Genomic DNA, 24,415 nt, shown 5'->3' with positions numbered 1-24,415 from the left:
TTATGCTGGCTTTCTTGTTTGTCTTATTTAATAAAAACTAGCGTAGGCTATAAAAGACAGATTATAAAGTACATACAAGTATAAAAAAGACCATCCAAAGACAGTCTTTTTGTTTAAGTATTACATGAATTATCTGCTAGCTTTACAATAGGATACGACGTGGATCAGCCAGTAAACTTGCGACATAGCGCGTAAATACGGCAGCATCAGCACCATTAATGACACGGTGATCATAAGATAATGATAATGGTAGCATCAGACGTGGCTCAAAGGTCTGCTTATCGGCATTCCAGCGTGGCTGCATCGTTGCTTCAGAGGCGCCTAATATACCTACTTGTGGCCAGTTGACTAGTGGCGTAAACGACGTACCACCCAAAACGCCTTGACTTGAAATCGTAAAGCTAGCACCTTGCAGATCTTTAGTACTAAGCTTTTTGTCACGCGCTTTTGCAGCCAGCTCACCAATCTCAATCGCAATCTGCTTGATACCTTTGTCTTGCGCATTTTTAATCACTGGGACTATCAAGCCATCATCAGTCGCTACTGCAATACCCATATTGACAGTTTTACGTAAGATAATTTGCGTATTATCATCACTTAAGTGGCTGTTAAAGCGTGGATGCTGAGTAAGCGCGTAAGCAGTTGCTTTAACGATAAAGGCTAAGATAGTCAGACCAATGCCTTCTTTTTTCATACCGCCTTTTAGCTCGCCACGTAACTTTTCAGTTTCCGTAATATCTGATACATCAAACTGGGTCACTTGAGGTAGATAAGTATTATAGTTGAGCTGCGGAATTGAGACTTTTTGTAGACGGCTAAGATCTTGTACTTCAGTCTCGCCCCAAATCTCGGTATTACTCATGTCTGGTAAGTTTGGTAGACTCGAACTCACTACATTGCCGCTAGCAGGTGCAGTTTTTTGGGTACTCAAACTTTCTTTGACGTGCGCAAACAAGTCTTCTTTTAAGATACGGTCATTTAGAGCTGAACCATTTACTTGAGTAATGTCTACGCCTAACTGACGGGCAAGCTTACGTACTGCAGGACCTGCATAGACATCGGTTAACTTCTCATTAACCTGAGACTCTGTAAGCTTACCACCTTGCGCGTTCGCAGAAGACGACTTTACCTCAGCTTGCTTGGGCTCACCAGTCGTTTGCTTGACAGATGATGCGGCACTCTTGCTAGAAGCGTCAGAACTAGCATCTTTATTATCTGAGCTGGGCTGCGTTTGCGCTTCAGTCGCTTGTTCTTCATCGCTAGTATCATCACTGCCACTGCCACCAGTGCCAACGATGACAATGAAGTCTTGACCATTGGCGACCATATCACCCGCTTCGACAAGTATTTTCTCAACTTTGCCGTCTTCTGGCGCTGGTACTTCAACCGAAGCTTTATCAGATTCAATTAGCAAAATTGATTGATCGGCACTGACCACATCACCAACACTGACCATAATCTCGGCTACTTGCGCCTCATCAACACCCATATCTGGCAAAGCATGAGTCGTTGCTTTTCCTGTCTTCTCAGTAGATTTAGATGAGTCAGAATCAGCAGGTTTTGTATCGTCTTTTTGCTCTTCTTTCTTAGTAGCTTGTTGCTCATCTTGCTTTTCAGTTGCAGGCGCTTGTTCGCTGTCTTTATCCGCGCCTTGACTATCACCTTGGCTATTATCTTGACTATCGGTATCAGCATCGCTATCGAGTTCGATAAGTACCATGCCTTCACTGACTTGATCACCGACAGCAACATTCACCTTAGTGACCTTACCAGCAGCTGAACTGGGCACTTCGACTGAGGCTTTATCAGATTCTATTAAGATAATATTATCGTCTTTAGCGATAACATCACCGACTTCTACCATAATTTCACTGACTTCGGCGCTATCGACACCTAAATCGGGGGCTTTAATATCCATTTTTTTCTCCTGGTCTTATGATTACAACGTCTTATAGTTATTATTTAGCTATTATTCTTCGACGTCACCATCATTAAGTAATTTGGCATCAGCTTGATCTTCAGCGCGGCCTTCTGTGCTAATTTCGTCATCATCTTCATCGACAAACTCAGGTACAGGGTTTGGATTAACATTATCAGATGCTGGGGCTGGCGCATCTGGGAAATGATCATAATAAGGCTGCTGCTGCCATGCAGGCGGCTGATCTACTTCGATATCAAAGCTTGAGATAGCATCTTTGACCAAACGCATCTCAACTTCACCTTCATCAGCTAAGCGTTTAAGCGTTGCAACTACAATATGAGCAGCATCTACGTGAAAGAAACTACGTAACTGTTCACGCGTATCCGAGCGACCATAGCCATCTGTACCTAAAGTAGTATAAGGACGGTTATCCGGTAGCCAACCACGGATTTGCTCTGAGTAATTGCGCATATAGTCCGTAGCTGCAACCACGATACCTTCATGCGGAGCAAGCTGCTCTGTCACCCATGATACCTTTTCTTCTTCCATAGGATGCAAACGGTTGTAATCATCACAAGCCATACCATCACGAGTCAGCTCATTAAAGCTGGTCACACTCCACACGTTAGATGTAATATTGAACTCATCTTTTAGTATTTTTGATGCTTTTTGTACTTCACGTAAGATAACACCAGAACCTAACAGCTGAACTTGGTTTGAGCCATTGTCTTCAAGCAAGTACATACCACGTTTGATGCCTTCTTCAACACCCTCTGGCATTGCAGGTTGCTCGTAGTTCTCATTCATTAGGGTTAAGTAATAAAAAACACGTTCCCCTTCGCCATACATCCGGCGCAGACCATCATGCATCACCACTGCTAGCTCATAACCAAAACAAGGATCATAAGTCACACAATTGGGCACGACGTTAAAGAGAATTTGTGAATGGCCATCTTGATGCTGTAAGCCTTCACCATTTAGCGTAGTACGACCAGCGGTCGCGCCTAACAAGAAGCCCTGAGCCTGACAGTCACCAGCTGCCCATGCCAAGTCACCAACGCGTTGGAAACCAAACATAGAATAGTAAATATATAGCGGAATCATCGGTAAGGCGTTGACAGAATAACTGGTTGCTAGTGCAATCCAAGTACTCATCGCACCCGCTTCATTGATGCCTTCTTCTAACATATGACCATCGATGGCTTCTTTATAACCCATCAAAGCTTCGCTGTCTTCAGGTGTATACTTTTGCCCAGAAGCTGAGTAAATACCCAATTGACGGAACATGCCTTCTAGACCAAACGTACGTGCTTCATCAGGGACGATAGGTACCACACGGTCTTGGATGTCTTTGTTTTTTAACATCGCTGATAATAAACGCACGAACACCATCGTCGTTGATTGCTCTTTACCGTTACTGCCTTTCAATACTCGATCAAAGATAGACAAGTCAGGAATAGGAAGCGGAATATGACCACTACGGCGGTTTGGTAGATGACCACCTAACGCCTCACGACGCCCTTTTAGATATTTCATTTCTGGTGAGTTTTCTTCGGGACGATAAAACGGTAAGGTCTCCAACTGTTCATCCGTAAACGGCAACTCGAAACGATCTCGGAAATACATCAACGAGTCTTGATCCAACTTTTTGATCTGATGCGACTTATTGACCGCTTGCGCTTGGGTAGATAGGCCGTAACCTTTAACTGTTTTGACTAAAACTACGGTAGGCTGACCTTTGGTTTTCATGGCTTCACTAAAGGCAGCGTACACTTTCATTGGGTCATGACCACCACGATTTAAGCGCGAAATATCATAATCGGATAGCTCACTTGCCATCTCTTCAAGCTCTGGATATTTACCGAAGAATTCTTTGCGGGTAAATTCAGGCTGGCGTGCTTCATAAAGCTGGTATTCACCATCGACTACCTCTTCCATACGGTGTTTTAGTACACCAGTTGCATCTTTATCCAGTAGCGTATCCCACTTACCGCCCCAAATGACTTTAATCACGCGCCAGCCGGCACCGCGAAAGACAGATTCAAGCTCTTGAATAATTTTGCCGTTACCACGCACTGGGCCATCGAGTCGCTGTAGGTTACAGTTGATTACCCATATGAGGTTATCGAGCTTTTCGCGACCGGCAAGCGAGATCGCACCTAAGCTTTCTGGCTCATCAGTCTCCCCATCTCCTAAGAATGTCCAAATTTTACGACCCTCAGACTCTAGCAAACCGCGGTTTTCCATGTAGCGATGTACGTGAGCATGATAGATCGACATAATAGGTCCAAGACCCATTGATACAGTTGGGAACTGCCAATAGTCCGGCATTAGATATGGGTGTGGGTAACTTGATAGACCTTTACCGCCGACTTCACGGCGAAAATTATCAAGCTGCTCTTCTGTCAAACGGCCTTCTAAATAAGAGCGGGCATAGATACCTGGCGCTGAGTGACCTTGATAGTAGACCATGTCACCACCGAAGTGATCGTTAGCAGCGCGGAAAAAATGGTTGAAGCCAGTTTCATAAAGCGTCGCACTTGAGGCAAAGGTCGCCAAATGACCACCCAAATCATCATCGTTCTTATTTGCACGCATGACCATTGCCAAAGCGTTGTAGCGAATCAAAGCACGAATCTTACGCTCGATAGCCAGATCACCAGGATACATAGGCTCGTCTTCGACTGCGATCGTGTTAATGTAGGCAGTATCTAGACGGTTAAATGGTAGCCCTTCTTGTACGGCCATATTGTATAAAGCTTTAAGTAAGAACTGCGCCCGATCCTTATCGGCATGCTTGATGACAGATTCAAAAGCTTCCAACCATTCTTGCGTTTCGGTGCTATCAGCATCCTTATAATAATTCATCTTTATTTGTCCTTTTATATCAGTCATTCCCACCTTATGGTAGGGCGTTATTAAATGATGTTCAATGAGATATGGTTTACTTTACGACGTCCTTGCTGCGCTTAAGCATTTTATTGTCTCATGCAATTATACGAATGATTTTCTTTATAATTAAAGGGTTAACAGGCTCAAATACAATATTGGCTGCCTAACCTCTTTGATTATTAACGTCAGTTAACAACCATACTCACGATACCTGTATGTATGATTATAAAACAGTGATAGGTATTTATTATAAGCGCTTATGATGCAAATGTTTATGGCTGTAGAGAAATGACAACATAACAAGTATTTTATAAATAAATAGCGATTAGTTTTTTTTAAAATGATAACGAAATATACACTTCATTTCTTCTATCCCCATCCTATTTTCTTAGGCATCAACTGTATTTATCCTATAGCTAAAAAACCCTCATCATATCGAATCAACCGTTGGTAGCTATATGTATGGAAGCTATTTTACATATCTTCTAACATAAGATATTAAGTAATATATATAGAAATAATAAACAAATATACAAATTAGCTCTATATTCGATTCAGGAACAATAGTATGTATCAGGTTCAACGCTTTTTAGGTTCAATCAGCAACTATTCATTCAGTCACTATATATATCGAATACTGACGTTGATAACTTTTATAACTTCTTTGTTGGTGAGTAACTCATCTGTAGCTAACCTCAACCTTTTTGAGTCTTCCCCAACTTCCGAAATAGCTAGCTGTCCATCTGGACATAAAATGTATTATATAGGCGCAAGTCCACCAAAACATACTCCTATAGAAACTCAACCTCTAAGTTGGAGTGCAGGAAGTATCACGAAGGATTTTACATTCATTGAAGCTACAGGTAATAAAACCTTTAACATTAACTTTCCTCTAGCAGTAGATCTAAACAATGACTATGGTCAACCACCATTTTATGGATCCGTCAGTGGTGTTACTTCGTCTGCCCTTAACTTATCTCATAATTCTACCAGTGCAAAAACTAATCATATTTTAAATATAAGTATTAATCGTTCTGTAAGTAAGACAGGCTACAAAATACAAGATCTAGACTCTACAAAAGTGAACTACTATTTTTTCAGTTTTACACCTTATATTGAGCAAGTAGATGTATCTACCAATAATGGAAAATTGACATTTAATAGTATTTTTCAAACTATTAATACCAATAATAATATAGTAACGGCAAAAGAGGGCGAAAACTGCGGGGTCGGAGAATGTAACATTGATACCAGTTGGAATTATAATCTTGCTAATACTGCTTTGAGTTTAAAACATAATAATACAAAGCGAGAAATTAATGGTGTACATATCGTAGGCTACTCAGATTTCTACTTCTGTCTTGCCCCGCCAAAGCTAGTTGTCCAAAAAGCACTAAATGGCAATCGTATTAACGATACAGACAGCAAACGCGACCAATTTGAAATAAAAGTAACTGGTGGCTCTATCGCTAGCAATAACTTTACAACTGCGGGTACAGGCACAACGATCGCTAACGGTAGCAGCAACGTCATAGATTTAGCAGAAAGCACAACATATACGATTACTGAAAGAGTGATGAATGGGACTACGCTTGGCGATATCGCGAACTATAACGCCACTTATAATTGTACTAATGCTACGACAAACGGCACTACTATACCAACTACCGCAATGAAATATGATGCGACTACCAAAACCCGCTCATTCACTATTTCGGGTACTACTTATGGTGATGAGATCACTTGTACTATTACCAACGGTCCAGCGAGCTATACATTTTCAGGTACGGTCTTTAATGACAATGGCGGTATTACCGACGCTCAGGCAGACATTAGAAACGCTATTATAGATAGCGGTACATATAACAATTCGCTCTACTTTAATGGATTGTTTGATACTACAGAAACTGGGATAGCTGATAGTACCGTTAGTTTAGTTAACTGTACCAACACTACTACAGTCTATGCCACAAAAGCTGTAGAGCAGTCAGGTAGCAATATAGGAAAATATCAAATCACTGTGCCTAATACCACATTGGCTGGTATTGGCTCAGTATGTCTTATTGAAAGTAATAGTAACACCAGTCCAGCTTATCCTATTCGCACTACTACTGAAAAGCGAAGCATTACGCTAATTGCAAACAACTATAGCTATTCAAACAATGATTTCGGTAGAGTCATTACCAACAATGCTGCCCTAGTACTAGAAAAAGAGCAAGCGGCTAACGACTGTAAACTTACTAACTTTGTCAGCTTAACTTACAGTAAAAACCCGCTTTCTAGCTCCGCAACTGGTGTCGGTACAGACATTAGACCTGGTCAGTGCATTGCCTACAAAATCACTGCAACCAATCGAGCAAATATTGCTATTCGTAACTTTGTCATGCAAGACATACTACAGCGAAAAGACCCTAGCAACCCTGCAGATTCTACAGTGACGTCTGTACTAGCAGCTCCAGATCGAGCAGCTGGAGTCTTTAGCGATGGTCTAAGCAACGGACAAAATGGCACGATCAAGACTGTATCTGCAACTCTACCTAAAAGAGAGAAACGTATCTTTTATTTTAACACTCAGTACGGTTCAACGCAGTCTAAGTAGTTTGCAGCATCTATATTTAACTCGGCCAGATTTATCACTTTGGTTAACGAACTATAAATATAGGATTGATAATAAATACTTAAACAAAGCTGATTTTTAGCCGTTACCGCTTAACAAGTTCAAAACCCCACCCATCTGATTTCGGACGCATTGTAGGTAATTTCCGTTTATATTCTCCATTAGCTATATAACAATAGTTAATAAGTCTTATTAATATAAATATACATTTTACAACATAAGATGTACGTATATCTTTTGTCTTTAAAAACGTAACAAAGCTAATTAGCTTTCTTTAGAAAAGTTAAATCCATTCTATATTTAGACTCTTGCACCGCCCAATTAATCAATTGAGAGAGGAGTTAATTATGATCATGACAGCTAAACATTACCTAAAAATCATAATGACAACCACGATAGCATCTATAGCTTGCTTTCATAGCGCTCAAGCGACAGACGCTTTAAAGATGGAACTACAAGCCCATAAAATTATAAAAAATGCCGATGGTAAGGCTCGTTATGTCGTTGCATCGAACGCTCAGTCAGGTGAGACAGTACAGTACCGGGCAACCTATACCAATACTATTAATCAACCGATTAGTGATGTCGCTGTGACCCTGCCTATACCTACCAACATGACCTTTACAGGTGAAGCAAAGCCAAAAAGTGCTCAAGCGACTATTGATGGCAAAAACTATGCAGATATACCTCTGATGCGCAAAATAAATGACAAAGTCGTCAAGGTTCCATTGACCGAATATAAAGCGCTGCGCTGGAACATTAAGTGGCTCCCAGCAAACAAACTAGCAGACGTATCCCTTAATACTGTTATCAATTAACAATTTTAACCATTTTTTGCAGTACTTTTAGGAGGTTTATCATATGAGAACTAATATATACAAACATTCAGTATTAACAGCTGGCATCGTAGCTACCATGAGTATGACTGCTGCAAATGCGGCTGAGGTAGTATATGACGAGAAGGATGCTTTTTCGGTGGCGAACAAGGCAACAGCGACTTATACAGTCGCAGACAATTCCAATCAACAAATAGCAGAGTCGAATGAAGTCGTTGTCAATGTAACTGAAACGGGCGCATTTAGCTTAGTTGCTAAAAATGATGATACAAGTAGTGGTGGTGCTATTGGTGATGACCTAAACGAAAACATCGCAATCCACCCTGCCGCTGGTTCTTCTGTAAACTTCAACCATACGCTCAGTAACGATGGTAATATTTCTGATACCTATACTATTGCTTTAGCCAATCCATCAAACAGTTTACCTGCTAGCGCTACCATCAAATATCAAATAAAAGAAGGTAATGCCAATGTTGGTAACTCTGAGACTATTGCGATTGGTGGAACGATAACGCTTAAGCCAGGCCAAACTGCTGACATTACTATTACTGCAACCACGAGTTCTGATCGTGTTATCGGTAATGACACATCCTTTACCGTTACAGCGACTAGTAAATATCTTACAGATAAAGGTCAAACGACAGCAGATAAAAAAGCGACCAATACCAACAATGCTATTACGACTACCCCTGTTTATGCCATTACTAAGTCTGCGACCACCAACCTTAACAATAAAATATTCGATACTAACAACGCCAATGCTTATGTTGACTATACGATTACTGTAAAAAACGAAGGTAATATCGATGGTACAGCAGTCAAAATTACTGACGCCTTACCTGCAGGTTTGGTGGCTATAACCTTACCTGCAGGTTTGGTGGCTATAAAGACTGGAGAAGACAACTATACAGCACCTACCGTAGTCGCGTCTGGTACAAGTACAGCTAAAGATGCAAATATTTCAACCAATGGCAAAGAGATAACTGTTATTGGTCAAGATATCAAAATGAATGAGACCATTACCGTGACTTTCCGTGCAAAGAAAGATACGACTACGCCCGCAACTGGTACCAATATCACCAACTATGCACTCGTTGAAGATGATGTTGATGGCAATGGCTCTTTTGATCTTGTCGACAGCTCAGGTGATGCTGCAGATACGTCAGTCTCTGAAAAAACCTATGAAGATACCTCTACAGGCAACTACAAAGGTAAAGATAGCAACTCTAACGCTACTATTACTACCAGTAACCAGACTCGTAACCTCGCGATTAAAAGCAACACTCTAGATCAAGAAGTAGCACTCATTAGTCAAAATAATACTTATATCTATACTATTACCAATAAAGGTACAGATATAGTCGAAGCCGCTAGTGCCGATAAAGTCTATTTTACGGTAGCCCCAACTACTAATGATGCCAACATTACTATTAATGAAGCAGAAGTGTTCGTCGATGCTAATGATAATGGTAGCTATGATAGCGGCGAAACTCTTTTGACCAAAACGGCTAATGGGTATGATCTTAATGAAGCAGCCACGACTGGTCTAGCACCTGATGATTTTGTGAAGATCGGTGTAACAGTAAATACAAATGGTTCAGGCAGCAACCTTGTAGGTGGCACCAATAATATCGATGACTCTGAGACCATGACTGTCACTGTATTGCCACAAGGCCCAGTCGCCGGCACTCCTGCACCTGCTAACGCCAGTGTAAGCTCGACTACTACTATGAAAGGAGTCAATCTACTCAAGTATCAAGCTGTAGCCGCCTGTAAAGCAGGTTTGACTACACTTAGCTGGACAACTGACTCTATTAGCGGTGGTGAAGCCAAACCAGGCAACTGCGTTTATTATAAGATTACTGCCGAAAATACTTTTTCCGATGCGTCTAAAGTGATTAACGGTCTTACCGTAACAGATACGTTAGAGACACCTAAGATTATCTATGAGGGTGACTTTACTTCTGAGACATCAGGCGGCTCACCTGCTGCAAAAGCAACTTACAGCAACCCAGACTTAGTCGCTACATTTGATAGCTTAGCAGCAAGTGAAATAGGCACTATCTACTTCTCTGCACAGATCTCTCAGACAGGTACTAATTAATCTTAGCCCGGTTTTCTGTACGACATTTAAAGTTTATGAAGTCTTCCCTAATCTCTGGTTAAGGAAGACTTTTTTTGATTTTTGTCTTCAAGCTTAACGCCTTACTGAATTTGACCAGTACACACCTTCATGCCCTTACACCTCATCACCCCTCATCTTTTTAAGGTAAAAGCTTCAGATTTATTTGAGCATTTTATTCTCACAGTAACGAGCTAGAGCAATATTTATTTAGTGGCATATATTTTGCATAGTCTATTTGAATTTGGCGACTTTTTGCCTTTGACAACTGTCAATCTACCGTCTACGACACAAATACTTTGTCCACTCAACATTGCGATGCTCAAAGTAAATTTAGCCTCGAGAGAATAAGATGCAAAAGAGCAGCCACACTATTTATAAAACATACATAAGTGCTCGGATAGCGCTTGGTTTAACAACATCTGCTATGTTGTTCATAGGATTAAGCACACATAGTCAAAACTTATATGCTAACCCATTTTTACCAGCAGCCACTCCAAGCTCGGCAGTAGGCAGTTGCCCCGCTAGCCATAAAATGTATTATATTGGCGCAAATCCACCAGCATATAGTCCGATTAATTCGCAAACCCTTAACTGGACAACAGGTAACCCCTCCAATACTTTTACGTTTATAGAGCCATCTGGTAATAAGTCTTTTTTAATCAACTTTCCACTACTCCTAGATTTAAATAGCAACTATGGCGGCACGCCTCCAATTTATGGATCTATCAATGGCGCTACCGCATCAGCGATCAATTTGATTCACAACTCTCCTGCGCCTAAAAACAACCACAATTTAAGTATCAGTGTTAATCGGACCGTCAGTAAAATCGGCTATAAGATACAGGATCTAGATTCAACTGTTAATGCCAGTGATCAGGCGCCATACATAGAGCAGATTGACGTATCTCCCAATGGCGGACAATTGACATTCAATTCAATTTTTCACACTATAAACGCTAATAGAAATATAGTCACCGCAATCAAAGGCAGAAACTGCGGTGCTGGAGAATGTAATGTCGATGCCAATTGGAATTACAACATCGCTAATATCCCTCTTGTCTTAAAGCACAACAACACACTTAGCGAATATAACAGTCCACACGCTATTGGCTATTCGGACTTTTATTTCTGTCTTGCTCCTCCTAAGATAATCGTAAAAAAGCAACTCAATGATAATCGGGTTAATGACTCTAATGTTAATCGCGATCAGTTCTCAATCAATATCAGTAATAGCACAACATCGTTAAAAACGTTTGAAACGACTGGTACAGGACAAGTCGTGACTAACGATAATAGTGGCGTCGTAGAGCTTGCGACCAATACGACCTATACGATTACTGAGCGCGTGACGAACAATCAAAACAACGGCGATATCATTAATTATGATGCCGCTTACACTTGTAACAACGCGATAAATGGCAGTACGACCACAATGCCTACGACTGCAATGACTTATAATGCCAGTGCTAAAACCCGCTCATTTACTATTGCCAACGCCACTTATGGTGATGAGATCACCTGTACTATTATCAATAGCCAATCTGCTACTGCGCCATTTAATTATACCTTTGCAGGTATCGTCTTTAATGACAATGGTGGTATCACTGCTAACGCCAGTACCAAACAAGATATCTCGTCTACTTTTACAAGTAACAACAACTACTACAATGGTATATTTGATAGCAATGAATCAGGGATTTTTGCTAGTGGTTTACAGATTAGACTTACTGATTGCAGTGGTAACAATATCGTATCGACTTCACCTAACCCTCAAACTGTTTCAAGTGCGGCTGCCAGCATAGGTAGATACAGTTTCAATGTCAGTCAAAATGCGCTTGTAGGTAGATCAAAGGTTTGTCTGGTCCAAACTGAACCAAACTCTTGGGAGTATAGCGAAGATACGACTGTTAATACTCAAGAAGTTACGCTTGTCGCCAATGTCTATAATTATAAAACTGAGAAAAACAGCTCTGGTACTGTCACCCGTAACCTTGATTTTGGTGAAGTAAAAGCAGACAACACCGCCCTGGTACTTAGAAAGTTTCAATATGTGCATACTTGTGATAGCACGCTCAGCTATCCCAATGTTGCTACTACCAATCAGCCGACGACGGGCTTTAGCACCAATCCTGCAAATGATGTCAAGCCAGGTAACTGTATTGCTTATAAGTTAGAAGCCTATAATCGCGGTCATGTTGACTTGAGTGAAGTTAGCATTAGCGACTCTATACAACGCTCCCCTGTTGAGTCGGTCTTTAATCTACCCAAACCTTTAGGAAACCCTTCATCAGTATTCAAAAGCACCAACACATCAGCGCCTATCGGCCAAAATGGGACCATCATATCTGATAGTTTTAATTTGTTAAAAACGTCTGCATCTTCAGCAGAGCCGACCAAAGCTACTTTATATTTCAACACTAAATATGGCACCAGAAACACAGCCCCCTAAATGAACTTATATCGACTCGTGTCTTAGAAGACTAAAGTTTCAACTCTTTAAATATTCTCTTATATCCATTAAAGAACCGATAAACGTCGTCTATCGGTTCTTTAGTGATTATTTGCGTGTTTTTTTGTGAAAATGAAAATACAAAGAAAGTCGAGAATTATTCGAGCAAACATTTGTTTTTATTCGTGTTTTTAGAGTTGGCAAGGATATTGCACGTAAAGATTATCCAAATGAGGAATATGATATGAAATCATTTCAATTTTTACGTCATGCGCTTATTGCCACTACAGTGTCTGCATGCTTAATCAATATATCGTATGCAGCAGATGCTCTAAAAATGCAGCTACAGGCCAATAAAATCGTAAAAACCGCTGATGGTAAAGTCAGTTACATAGCAGCATCAAATGCTCAAAAAGGTGAAACGATACAGTATCGCGCTACTTACACCAACGTTATTGATCAGTCTATCAATGATGTCGCTGTGACTCTCCCCATCCCTACCAACATGGTATTTACTGGCGAGGCAAAACCAAACAGTGCACAAGCGACTATCGATGGCAGAAATTATGCTGATATGCCGCTCATGCGTAAAGTAGACGGCAAAATCGTCAAAGTTCCACTATCTGAATACAAGGCCTTGCGCTGGAACATTAAACTCCTTCCTGCAAACAAATCGGCGGATGTATCACTTAACACAACTGTTAACTAAACCTTTTGACCTTAGCTATTCATTTACTTACACAGGAGCATCACTGGATGAAATCCAGCACCTTTAAATACTCAGTATTAACAGCCGGTATCGTAGCAGCCTTTGGCTTGAATAATATTACAAATGCCGCTGAATCAACAGCTGCATCGACTCCTACTATTAAAAACGTAGCAAGTGCGACGTATAAGATAGGTACTGTTGCGCAAACGGCTGTTCAGTCCAATCCAGTAACTGTCAACATCACGCAAAGTGCAGCCTTTAGCTTAACAGCTAAAAACGATGATGATAACGCTGCTGATGACTATAACCGTGGCTTGACTGTGACACCTAAAGGTCGAGTGACTTTTAGCCATACCTTAACCAACTCAGGTAACGTAGAGGACACCTATACGCTTAACTTGGCGCAAGGTGGCACTATTCCAGGTAGCCCGCAAGACGCCAGCTCATACGATTTGGACACGACCAATGTCACCTATACTATCTATAATGCAGATGACTCTGTAAAGAGCACGACCACTGTTACAGGCACTGTGTTCCAAAATACCAATATTATTCTTAAACCTAATGAACATGCTGACATTTCGATCGCTGCAAAAACAGCTGGAAACGTCGGTGGTGATTCACAGAATCTAACGTTATCAGCAACCAGTGAATTCTTTACAAATGCTGATACTACCAAAGCAACACTAACGAACATTGACAATAGTATTACTAAAGTAGCTGTATTCAAAATCACCAGTAAGGTAAATAGTACCTTAAACTTGAATGATCCAAGCTCTAAGGTGACTTATACCGTCACGGTGCGTAATGATGATACTGCTCCTTATGCCGCTGCTGCCAACAACATCGTTGTCTTTGATGGTTTACCAGAAGGCTTACGTTTAGCAGATCAGCCAAATTTAAGTGTCAGCAATAATGCCACTATCGTACCGGGTAATGAAGGTAAAGGTACCAGTAATTCAAACGATAGTATCAGAGTTACTCTCCTAAATTTAGCACCAGGTGAAACAGCCACTATTACGTTCGATGTGCAAAAAGATCAGGCCGAAGTACTTGCCGACCCCAAAAACACTATCAACCATGCTTCTGTCACCCTCAATCTTGGCGAAAACCAGACCATCTACGACACGACAGATAGCACTGACACTAAGCAAAACACTGCCAACTTCTATCCAGCTGCTGATGATAGTGAAGTCACAGATGGTACTGTTAGCACAGCCACTGGTAGTGACTCAGCGGCCCCTTTAGTCGCAAACCAGCGTGCTGTTAGCATATCGTCACCTACTACCAAAGGTATTCCAACTACTACTGACGATACCACACAAGTCACACATTCAGCTGTCATCAGAAATACAGGTAGAGAGACCGAAGGTGACCAATTGGGTGAGATTAAATTTACCATCACTGAAGGTACCAACGACAACATCACTCAAATACCGAACACGGTAGAAGTGGTATACGACGCTGACGATAACCCAGCCACAGCTAATACTACCTATACTGTCACAAAAGACGGTAATGGCGATTATGATCTCAGTACAGCTGTGCCTAAAAATGGCGGAGCAGCATGGACTGGTATGGCACCGAATTCAAGTGTCACTATCAACTATAAAGTAGAGTCTACACAAGCCGTTATCGACTCAACCGAAAAAACAACAGTTACGTTAGTCGTTGGTGGGCAAGATGCCCCTTCTACAGGTGCGCGCTCTGTTGAAAATACGACTGTCGTCAAAGGTCTCCAACTGGTCAAACAACAAGCATTAAACGAAACTTGTGATGCTAATGCGTCGCTGGTCTTTACGCAGGCTGATGTCGCCGCTAAGCCTGGCGACTGTATCGTCTATAAAATCACAGCGTTTAATAACTTTGAAGCTTCAGACGCTCGTTTTAACTTCACTGATTTGGTCATAACGGATACTACTGCTCGCTTCAATGACAAAGCTCAGGTACTGACCTCTAGTACTACTCCTGCTTTTGCAGTCAAGCTTGCTGAAGTAGATAATGCAAATGACTCACCTGCAAACAATACTTATGGCGCAGCGGCAGGCTCTACTGCTATTAGTGGTACGGTGCCAAATTTGGACCCACAAAAGTATGCAGCACTCATATTTTCAGTAAAAATCAATCCTGATGGTGCTGCTCCTGGCTCAATTTAGCATTGTGTAAATTACTTGTTTTTCTCTACCGTTATCTGTGACTAAGGTTATAGATAACACAAAAGCTGTCTTTGCTTAGATCGTTATAGTTATAAAAGTAAGCAAAGACAGTCCCTTTTTTGGATTTGATTGGATAACCACGTAATATGACATTTCATTGTAAATCTCAGTCTACTCGTCTATCAGCTAAAGCAGTCAAGTTATCTGCATTAACTGCGGCTATACTGATTATGCAATCAAATTCTGCAGCAGCAGCGACGTCTGATGTACTTAGCATCATTGATAATATCGCTAAGGCAAGCTATAACGTTAACAACCAGACTGGCGTGACGTTGAGCTCTGAATCAAATAAAGTCCGTGTCAAGGCTTCTGCCCTATCTGAGTATGGTATCAATCTAAGTAATTCACCACGACAAACTGTAGCACCAAGCGATACTGCCAGTTGGGTAAATGTACTCGCAAGCAACAGTTACAATACTCAAACTGTCGATCTAACGCTGACAGTACCTATTACTTTATCTAATATAAAAGTCTATCAGGACTTAAATAATAACGGCATCGTTGATGGTGAGGATCAGCAACTTTTACTAAATAATTTAACAGCTCAAATCAAACTAGGACAAGGTGAAAGTATTCAGCTAATCGTCCAAGCACTAACAGATGCCAATGCAACAGACGGTGAAACTATTGATATCAAGCTTGGTGCAACTGTCGTCGAAGATCCGTCAATAAAAGCCGTAACAGAGACTGACAGCCTAGTCATCGTGAAGTCAGGTATCGGTTTTAAAAACAAATCCTTTGGCAGTGATCAACCCTCATTGCAAATTGGCAATGACGTTTATGTCGAAGCCAGCTATGCACAGTGTAACGTACAATCCGACAAACCAGATCAAATCTGGGTCACCATCACCTCACCGAAAACGGGTGACACCTACTCTCTTAAAGCTATCGAAACCGGTGACAACACGGGTAAGTACCGTTTGTCAGCACCAACGCAAAATAATGCCAATGCAATCAATGACAATATCATCCAAACATTAAAGGGCGATACGCTACAAGCCAAAATGGTTGCCTGTATTGATAAAGAAGTTGGATTAGATGAGCAGCCTAATGGGGCCAATTTTAGGTATATTGATGAGCAAATCAGTAGTGAGATTGCTATCACCAATGAATCTCCTAATTTGCAAGTGACCAAAGAAGCTGATGTCAAATCTGCCGAACTTGGTGATTATGTCAACTATAGTATCACCGTCAAAAATGATGGTGCAGCGACTGCTTATGATGTCCAGCTAAAAGACGCGCTACCGCGTGGTTTTGACTATGTCAGTGGCAGCCTACGCATTGACAAAGCTCAAACCACAGAATTTAAAACCGATGGTAGATACCAAGTTTTGGGTCTCGGCGACATGGCGATTGGTGAGAGCAAAAATATTAATTATCGTGTGTTGATTGGCTCATCGGCTTTAGGTGGTGATGGTATCAACCGCGCGACTGCTCATGGCCGTGATGAAAATAACAATACATTGGCGTCGTTGGAGGCACAGTGGCCTATCGATGTCAGCCGCGGTGTTATGAATACTGATGGTATCATTATTGGTAAAATATACCATGACATCAACCGCGACGGTATTCAGCAAAAAGAAGATGGCGAGCTGGGTGTCGCTGGTGTCCGCATTTATATGGAAAATGGCAACTACATCGTCACAGATCCTGAAGGTAAATATAACTTCTATGGTGTCAGTGCCAAGACTCATGTACTAAAAGTCGATCGCACGACTCTACCTGTGGGTACCGAACTCATTACCCAAAGCAACCGTAACGCAGGCGATGCGAGCAGCCGTTTCGTCGACCTAAAATATGGCGAGATGCATCGTGCGGATTTTGCGCTAGTAGGCGGCATGGGCGATAGTACTGAACGCCTAAACCAAGAGCTTGTTACACGTAGCAAAAGCATCAGTGCCAAGAATGATGCACTAGAGCAAGCGATCAAGAGCGATCTGACTTTAGATCCTGACTACGACCTTGACAACGATGATAATGTCGATGCTAGTGGCTGTAAGTCCAACGACGAGCTAGACCGTGGTATTCAATGTGACTCAGCAATCGTTGCTGATATGGTCAACCCTACTGATAAGCGCACTACTTTAACAGTCAATACTATCGCACCACCCAAACAAAAAGAGCTTGAAGAATACTTAAAAAAGGTGGCTGATAACGAGGTTGCTTTTATTAATTTGAGCGCAGGACAACAGCTAAATTCGTACAAGCAGTTGGTTCAAGTTCAAGCACCGCTAGGTTCGAGCTTTACTTTGTATGCTAATGGCAAAGCTGTAACAGAAGAAAAGATCGGTAAAACAGCAGAACAAGCGAATCAAAGCGTTACCGCCTTTGATTATTATGCCGTTGATTTTAAGCGCGGTAGTAATACTTTACGCGGTGTCGCAACTGACGTCACAGGTAAAGTTATCTCAGAGCAAACTATCGAGGTTATTGCACCCGATAGCTTGCAGGCGATTAATTATCGTACTCAAGAGCGTTTGATCGAAGCTGACGGTGTGAGCGAATACCAAGTCGTCATTAGTCTAAAAGATCGTGACAACCGTCCTTATATTCCATCGACCCCTATTACCATCGATACCAATATTGGTCGTATCAACCTTAAAGACAGTAATAAAGATCAAGCCGGCACACAGTTTAGCGTCTCAGGAGGCGAGCTGTTGATTCCAGTGATTGTACCAAACGCCCCTGGTAAAGGTGAGCTGATTATTGATACTGGCAGCAGTAAGCAAGTGATTCCGCTACAGTTTACAGCCAAGCTACGTCCACTTATTGCAGTGGGTATTGTAGAAGGCGCTATATCATTAAAAGACTTCGATAGCGGCAGCATCACAGATGCTCAAGGCGCATTTGAGCAAGAGCTGCATGAGTTTGCCGGTAGTGATGACTATTCAGCGACTGGTCGTGCAGCGATGTTTTTGAAGGGTAAAGTACGCGGTGATTATCTGTTAACCCTAGCTTATGATAGCGACAAAAAAGGCGAACGCCTGTTTCGTGATATCGAGCCTGGTGAATATTATCCAGTCTACGGCGATTCATCAGCCAAAGGCTTTGATGCTCAGTCTACTAGCAAGCTATATATTCGCCTAGATAAAGGCCGCTCATTTGCTATGTACGGTGATTTAAAGACTCAGATCGACAATGATGAAGGCATCAAACTGGGTAAATATAGTCGTACCTTAACAGGTATCAAAGCCCAATTTGAGGATGAAGATACCCGTATCACTACTTTCGTCATCACTACTTTCGTCGCTGAAACCAGCTCATCACAACGTGTCAATGAAACTCGTGGTCTCGGTATTTCAGGCCCCTATCCACTTGCTGGCGACTTTGACGCGGTACTTGAAAACTCTGAAACCATCGAAGTCATCACCCGCGATGCCAACAATCCTGGTCTTATCGTAAGTCGTGAAACCTTAACTCGCTTTGCTGACTATGAGATCGACCCTATTAGCCGCAGCCTATACCTAAAAGCCCCTATTGCCAGTCAAGATATCGATGGCAATCCTATCTACTTGCGCGTTACAGTTGAAGTAGATGAAGGCGGCGAAGACTACTGGGTTGGTGGCGTAGCGGGTAAGCAGCAATTAACCAACAAAATCTCTGTTGGCGGTAGCTATATCAATAGTGACGATCCACTAAACGAAGAACAGCTTGCCAGCGTTAACAGTGTTATTAAATTCAACGACAAGTTAAAGCTGGTTACAGAGTATGCCAAGAGCAAAGCGAGTAATCCTAACTACGAGCCTAGTAATCAGATCAATACAACAGAGCTTGAAGAAGGTGATGATACTGATGGCGATGCCCTACGTATCGAGCTAAACTACGATGATAAAAACCGCACGCGCGCTAAAGCTTATTATAGTAAAGCTGATGAAGGCTTTGTAACTGGTGCCTCTCCCCTAACTGCTGGACGTACTGAAACTGGGATAGAAGCTAGTCATAAGTTTAAAAATAAAACAACTGCGCTAAAGTTTGAAGGCATACGTACTAAAGACCATACCACCAGTGCCAGTCGCGAAGGCATACAGGCAAGTGTTGAGCAGCGCTTAAGCCAAAACATCGTTGGTGAGATTGGACTACGTTATTATAAACAAGAAGCGACTGCTGCCTCGCGTAATACGCAGGCTGCAACTGACGTCGTAGACATTACTGATGATACAGTCTTTAATGATGACATTATTAATCAGTCAGCACTCAACGGTGTCAATACTTTAGAAAAAGACATAGAAGGCATGACTGCTCGCGCTCGCGTTACTGCGCGCCTGCCTAAGCTTAATAAAGCCTTGGTATTTGCTGAATATGAGCAAGATGTTGAGCATAGTGCACGCAACGCAACGTCTATTGGCGGTGAAACTCCATTGGGTAATTTGGGTCGACTATATGCACGTCATGACCTAATCAATAGCTTGTCAGGTAGTTATGGTCTTGATGATACTGATGAACGTCAGCGTACTGTCGTTGGTTTTGACGCCACTTATATGAAAGATGGTAAAGTCTATAGTGAATACCGTGCCCGCAATGCCATTAGCGCACGTGAAGCTGAAGCTGCTATTGGTCTAAAAAATAAATGGTATGTCCAAGAAGGACTAACCCTAAACACTTTACTAGAGCGTGTCGAATCAATTGAAGGGGAAGCAGACAGTAATGCAACTGCTGTTGGTTTTGGTGTTGAATACTTGGCTCAAGAAGATTACAAAGCATCAGGCCGTCTAGAAAAGCGCTGGGGCGAAACTAGTGACACATTGCTTGGTAGCGCAGGTGTTGCCTATCGCTATAATGATGAAATCACTTTACTAGCGAAAGACATTTATTCACGTGTCGATTATAATGATGGTCATCGTACTATTAACCGCTTCCAGCTTGGTGCAGCATATCGTGACTATGATAGCAACCAGTTAGATATGCTCGCAAAGCTTGAGTATCGTTTAGACGATAACAATACAGGCGCGGACCCCTATCAAAAAGACTCACTAATATGGTCCTGGAGTGGTAACTACCACCCAACACGTCCATTAACGCTATCTGGACATTATGCTGGTAAGTATAACCAATACGAAGCTGATAACCTTGAGAGTGACAACACCGCACATGCAGCTTATGTACGTAGTCTATATGATATCAGTGAGCGCTGGGACATTGGCTTGCAAGCAGGTACCTATTGGAACGATCAAGCCAATGATCTGGCTTACATGCTAGGGGCTGAAGTTGGTTATAGTCCAATGACTAACTTATGGTTATCGCTTGGTTATAATTTCATGGGCTTTGAAGATGAAGATATCGCTTATGATGACAGTACTCAAGAAGGCGCATATTTTAGACTACGCTTTAAGTTCGACGAAGACTTATTTAAACGTAATGACCCTCGCAAAAACAAACGCATAAGTGCTGAACCTGAGACCTAAAGCGCCTATTTCTAAGGGTGTATTTGTTTAATAAAACCGTCTCATATATAACGATATCTTGTACCATTTATACGCTAGCTCATAGATGAATGACCATACAACAAGGCTTGCATTATGCTAAATACTTCAAAAATTTTGACGATAGTATCTGTCTATAAGCTTTGCGCACGTATTGCACTGCCTGCAGTAATGTTAGCAGCATCCTTGCCTTTAGCACAGGCTGCAGATCATAACCGTAATAACAAAAACCTAGCTCATGATACTACTAGTACGGTCAGTTATTGCTATGATGATAAAGTTGCACGAAATGCTCACGCAAAGTCTCAGCAGTCCGAACAACAAACTATCGACTGTATGCTAACCAAGCTTGCTTCATACCAACAAAACTTTCTAACCACACGTCAGCAATATTTTGCTTATAAAGCCCAAGCTTGGCTCAACTACGCCTCTTATGAGAACAGTATTAAAAGCCACTCATCTGCTGGCAATCACGCATTAAAAGCTGCCGCTACTATTTTACAAAAGCTACAAAGCGATGCTGATAAAGATTTGAGTTTAACAACTGATATTCCATCGACGTCTGCATTGATGAGAACTGACCTATGGGCAACAATAAGTGCTCTAAAAGGTAGCACTTTAAACAACAGTAATAGTGATATCATTGCCCCACGTGAGTTGGCATTTAGTGAGGTTGCTCTCATTTGGGCAGCAGCTGATCAGTGTGCTCATGATAGACGTCAGTCCGGTACGCATTTTCGAATGGCTGAACGTTGGTTAGAGCAGGCACGTGAAGCCTATGTTAATGCTCATGATTCAAAGACCAACGTAGCACTCGAAAACTCGATCGTTGATTACTATAAGCGATATGTACCATTAGATCCGCAAGATGATATTTGTCGTGGTCAATCCCTACCTCTGACATCCAATACTACAAACAGTAATGACGTCAAAAAGTCATCTTTGGCTCAATCTATAACACTTAATATGACTATGCCAACTGCCAAATATAATATTGGTCATGAGACCATAAAATATCTCATTAACTAAATCATAGCTTTATAAAACAAAAAAGCCGACATGACGTCAGCTTATTGATAGTGATTACTTCATCATCTATTCATAGTAAACAGTAACATCTATGACTATCTGAAGCTCAAATTAGCACAACCGAGTCTTAACGGTTTTTGCGCGGTAGCTTCTCTGGCAAGTAGCAACGCAGATAAGCAATAGATGCGGTGGTCGCTTCTTGCAGATAGTTATCTGTAATACGCTCATGACGACGATACGATAAAGTAAATATACCATTGATGATACTATAAGTTACTAACAATGTGTCTTGTATGTCTTCAAATTTTGGCATCTCATAGCGCTCTGATAAACGCTTATAGACGAGCTCGACAATTTGATGATCTATATCTTCACCAAAACCATCACCTTCAAAATCTGGCGTATTGGTATCATAAATCAGTTTGGCTTTGGTCTGATCTTCATGAAAGATGCTTACGCAGCGCTGGATCAGAGCCGTCAAGTAACCCTGCCATCTATCGTAATCCACCGTCTCAACGGTCGTTAATATTTCTAAAATCTCAATTGCATTTAAAAAACGCAAAGCTAAAAATATTGCTTCAATGTTTGGAAAAAAATGATAAGCAGAAGCTCGCGGAATACCAGCTTCTTCACACACATCAGCTAAGCTAATATCGTTAATAGAGCGAGTTTCACTCAGTTTTTTTGCACCCATCAACAGTTTTTGACGGCGTACTCGTCCTTGCTGACTTGTGAACTTGAACTTGTTTGGTACCAACTTCTTAGCCAATTCCGAATCGACCAAAATGTCTTCTATTTTGTCGTCTTTATGATCACTCATTATGAACCTCTTGTTATTACGCCCTATTATGTATAAATATGATCTTCATCGAATGACATTAACATTAAACCAGCATACTAATGTCAATTTAGTAGTAAGTATTATTGCTACTAAATTCAATGAGGGAGCATCATAAACACTTGCACATTATCAAACAAGGGGCGTGAATGGATTATATGATAATGTACCCATTGATAATTTGACTCGTTATATTGTACGGTTAATCGTAAAGTCTTATTTTTGCTCGGACAATGCCATGATCGATAACTCTGTCAGCATAATCCCACTTCAAATGATCATTAAAATAATCCACGCGTTCCACATGACCTAACGAAAATTTACTATCAGGCAAAAATTCTTCTGAAACGAATAATTGATCAATAACCTCTGGCATGCCCTGATGAATATGTGTATAAGCAACGTCTTTCATCCAGCCATAACGAGCTTGAATACGAGCTGCATCGAATAAGGCTATATCACGCATACTTTTATCATAGTTCACCTCTCCTGTCTCAGCCATCAATTGTGTAGTTACACTTCCAGTGACATCATTCATATCTCCTAATAATATCAATGGCTCGCGAGTATGTTGTAGCCGCTGAATAATAGACATCCGTATCGATGCAGCTTCTGCCGCCCGCATACATAAACTGCGTAACTTAGCGCGCACACGGATATTAGGATCATCCATATCTTCTAACAAATTACCAGACTCGTCTCTTAAAAAGTAAGCACGTTTACTTTTAAGATGAGCTGTGATTATCGTTATAGGTTGACCATGCACATCAGCCCGTAATAACAATGGTGGACGATTGAATTGATGATAAGGTCCAACATCAGGGACATCGATGACAGCTTCAGGAACTATGTCTTTTAATAACGTGCTTTCTAATTGAGCAAAACGGCTAATAAAACCAACAGCTGGCGTCTTTTGTGCGCCTTGACCTTGAGTATATTTGCTAGCACTATCATTGCTAGCAAGCGGAATAATTGCATGCTCGGCTTCAAAACCTAATGAGACTGCCAACGCTTCTAGTGCCTTACTATCCCATACTTCTTGTACTGCAATAATATCTGCATGAGCTTTAGTAAGTAATCCAGTTATACCTTGTAACTTATCTAGGTAGCTCTTTTGATCATAAGCGGGTGCATTATCATAATAAATTCGATTTGGATTGGCAAAATTGAGTAAGTTAGCAGTAGCTATATAAAATTGCTTTCGCTCATCGTTACTTGTATGACGATCCATAAATTACCTATTATTATTTTTGTATGGTTTTAAAATGATTGTTTGAAATGAAATATTGTATTTTATTTTAATATATTACTCTTCAAAATTTATCGATTTTGAATAGAAGCGAACAAAAAAGCTTCCCCCCCC

12 protein-coding genes are annotated in these 24,415 nt (G+C 41.3%); 8 read left to right on the top strand and 4 right to left on the bottom strand.

Features of this window, described 5'->3' with window-relative positions; translation table 11 throughout:
- Positions 1–142: 142 nt before the first annotated feature.
- Together PENNN9_RS04810 and aceE are read right to left on the bottom strand one after the other, a co-directional pair.
- Positions 143–1,918, bottom strand: coding sequence for a 2-oxo acid dehydrogenase subunit E2 (locus tag PENNN9_RS04810; RefSeq protein ID WP_058368588.1), 1,776 nt, complete (start codon positions 1,916–1,918; stop codon positions 143–145).
- A gap of 51 nt (positions 1,919–1,969) precedes the next feature.
- On the bottom strand, positions 1,970–4,789 hold the full coding sequence (gene aceE / locus PENNN9_RS04805; RefSeq protein WP_058368587.1) for a pyruvate dehydrogenase (acetyl-transferring), homodimeric type: 2,820 nt from the start codon (positions 4,787–4,789) through the stop codon (positions 1,970–1,972).
- A 778-nt stretch (positions 4,790–5,567) separates the two neighbouring features.
- Between aceE and PENNN9_RS04800 the strand changes: the two genes are divergently transcribed.
- The 8 genes from PENNN9_RS04800 to PENNN9_RS04765 all read left to right on the top strand — a co-directional run bounded on the left by PENNN9_RS04800 (position 5,568) and on the right by PENNN9_RS04765 (position 22,214).
- On the top strand, positions 5,568–7,412 hold the full coding sequence (locus PENNN9_RS04800; protein ID WP_058368586.1) for a hypothetical protein: 1,845 nt from the start codon (positions 5,568–5,570) through the stop codon (positions 7,410–7,412).
- Positions 7,413–7,783: 371 nt separating this feature from the next.
- The gene (locus tag PENNN9_RS04795) at positions 7,784–8,248 is read left to right on the top strand and encodes a hypothetical protein (protein ID WP_058368589.1); all 465 of its coding nucleotides are present in this window, start codon (positions 7,784–7,786) and stop codon (positions 8,246–8,248) included.
- A gap of 43 nt (positions 8,249–8,291) precedes the next feature.
- Positions 8,292–10,370: a DUF11 domain-containing protein gene (locus PENNN9_RS04790; RefSeq protein ID WP_058368585.1), complete on the top strand. Its 2,079-nt coding sequence runs from the start codon at positions 8,292–8,294 to the stop codon at positions 10,368–10,370.
- A 445-nt stretch (positions 10,371–10,815) separates the two neighbouring features.
- Positions 10,816–12,840: a hypothetical protein gene (locus PENNN9_RS04785; RefSeq protein ID WP_156410074.1), complete on the top strand. Its 2,025-nt coding sequence runs from the start codon at positions 10,816–10,818 to the stop codon at positions 12,838–12,840.
- A gap of 244 nt (positions 12,841–13,084) precedes the next feature.
- On the top strand, positions 13,085–13,549 hold the full coding sequence (locus tag PENNN9_RS04780) for a hypothetical protein (protein WP_058368583.1): 465 nt from the start codon (positions 13,085–13,087) through the stop codon (positions 13,547–13,549).
- Between the two features lie 47 nt (positions 13,550–13,596).
- Positions 13,597–15,705, top strand: a complete 2,109-nt coding sequence (locus tag PENNN9_RS04775; protein ID WP_058368582.1) for a hypothetical protein — start codon at positions 13,597–13,599, stop codon at positions 15,703–15,705.
- A 230-nt stretch (positions 15,706–15,935) separates the two neighbouring features.
- Positions 15,936–21,167, top strand: coding sequence for a DUF11 domain-containing protein (locus tag PENNN9_RS04770; RefSeq protein ID WP_227511723.1), 5,232 nt, complete (start codon positions 15,936–15,938; stop codon positions 21,165–21,167).
- 114 nt (positions 21,168–21,281) lie between these two features.
- Positions 21,282–22,214, top strand: coding sequence for a hypothetical protein (locus tag PENNN9_RS04765; protein WP_075102904.1), 933 nt, complete (start codon positions 21,282–21,284; stop codon positions 22,212–22,214).
- Between the two features lie 127 nt (positions 22,215–22,341).
- Here the strand turns inward: PENNN9_RS04765 and PENNN9_RS04760 are convergent, their stop codons facing one another.
- Together PENNN9_RS04760 and PENNN9_RS04755 are read right to left on the bottom strand one after the other, a co-directional pair.
- Complete coding sequence (locus PENNN9_RS04760) at positions 22,342–23,034, bottom strand: TetR/AcrR family transcriptional regulator (protein WP_058368580.1); 693 nt, start codon at positions 23,032–23,034, stop codon at positions 22,342–22,344.
- A gap of 220 nt (positions 23,035–23,254) precedes the next feature.
- On the bottom strand, positions 23,255–24,283 hold the full coding sequence (locus tag PENNN9_RS04755) for an endonuclease/exonuclease/phosphatase family protein (RefSeq protein WP_058368579.1): 1,029 nt from the start codon (positions 24,281–24,283) through the stop codon (positions 23,255–23,257).
- Positions 24,284–24,415: the final 132 nt, after the last annotated feature.

This window comes from Psychrobacter sp. ENNN9_III (assembly GCF_001462175.1).
GTDB lineage: Bacteria > Pseudomonadota > Gammaproteobacteria > Pseudomonadales > Moraxellaceae > Psychrobacter.
The sequence above is the reverse complement of the archived record's forward strand: the minus strand, read 5'-3'. Positions and strand labels throughout refer to the sequence as shown.